Annotated in this window: 1 protein-coding gene; it reads right to left on the reverse strand. The window is 50.7% G+C overall.

Annotated elements, in window-relative coordinates; translation table 11 throughout:
* Positions 1-33 precede the first annotated feature (33 nt).
* Positions 34-1,425 (reverse strand): exonuclease domain-containing protein, encoded by a 1,392-nt coding sequence (locus ACTHUT_RS20405; protein WP_440419626.1) that lies wholly within the window; start codon positions 1,423-1,425, stop codon positions 34-36.
* Positions 1,426-1,500: the final 75 nt, after the last annotated feature.

A 1,500-nucleotide genomic window follows, 5' to 3' on the forward strand; every position in this document is an offset into this window, starting at 1 on the left:
CGTCTGAAAATTTGGTTTTCAGACGGCCTTGTTTTAAGCAATCAAACGGATATTTTCTTTGTCTTGTCTGAATTTGTTTTTAATCACGAGAGGCAGGCTGCTGTCGAAATACCAGCTTCCATCAGGCAATGCCAACGCGCCGCCGGCGCAGAGCAGGGTAATGCTGTTTCCGGTCAGGGGGTCGGTTTCGGTAATTTCAATTTCGTGCGCTTTGCCCCAATCGGTTACGGGGAGTAGGGCGGCAAGCTCGGTAATGCGTTGGTTTTGATGTTTGATACCGTTTAGCTGGCGGCAGTTGCCATTGCATTTTCCGACGGCCTCGACAGGGCAGGGTTCGCCTTTTGCGTAGCTGGTCGGCAAAATGTTGAGCGAATCTGGGCAGAGTCTGTGTTCTTGCGACCATTGCATCAAAGCGCGTTTGGCTGCTTTTTTATGGGCAAACAAACCGTAAGGGCGCCAATTTTTGGTGCCGCTGTTTAACAAGACGATGCGTGCTTGAAGGCTGCCGTGTTCGTCAGCGATAAAGCGGACGGTAGAAAACGATGTGGACTTTTCAGACGGCATCAGTTGGTATTCCTGCATGGTCTGGGCTTTGAGCCATAATGTATGGAGCTGTCCGACTGCCGGAATAAAACGGATGGAGGCTGCGGCTTTAATGTGCGGCGGTAGTTTTTTGCTGTGCAGCAGGGTGGCGGTTTCACTGTATGCGCGTTCGTGTGCTTCAATGGCTTGGGCTTTGCCGAAATGGTCAAACCAAACCAATACGCCGTAACTGTCGGGCAGGGCATAGAGCTGTTGTGCGAGCGAATCAGGCAGCCAAGTGGGTAGCATTTTCGGATTCATCAATACTCGGACATGTTCGTCCCATTGTTGATGATTTTTTTCTGCCAGACTTAATTCGAGATAATCACACAATGCGGCAACATCGGTCATGGCGCGGTGGCGGTTGGCCGTCTGAATGCCGGTGCGTTCGATAATGCTGTCGAGGCTGTGTTTGTAAAACTCAGGATAGAGACGGCGAGACAGCTGCACCGTACAGAGCGAGGGTGCGGCAAAGTCAGTATGGATACGGGCAAACTCGTGGCGCAGGAAGGTGTAGTCAAAGCGGCTGTTGTGGGCAACAACCACTGCACCTTGCAATAGCGGCAACAAATCGCCTGCAATATCGGCAAAGACAGGCGCGTTTTTCACTGTTTCATCATGAATTCCGGTCAGTCTGGCAACGAATTCGGGAATGCTGCGGCAAGGGTTGACCAATTGCTCGTAATGTGTGGTGCGTCCTTGCTCAAAACGAACAAGGGCGACTTCCGTTATCCTGTCTTGATAGAAATTTCCACCGGTCGTCTCCAAATCCACCACGACCACAGGCCGTTCCAAACGGGAAAATGCTTCGGATAAGAGCGGCCAGCGTGCGAAATCTGACATTTTATTCTCTGTAAATTCAATAGCAAATGCGCATTTTACACGCTGTCTGCAAGTTTTCCAAATAAAACGCTTGAC

It is taken from the genome of Neisseria sp. P0022.S010, assembly GCF_051956635.1.

Excerpts from the sequence above, each read along its gene's own strand:
- ACTHUT_RS20405 (WP_440419626.1), bottom strand. The coding sequence starts at position 1,425 with ATGTCAGATTTCGCACGCTGGCCGCTCTTATCCGAAGCATTTTCCCGT.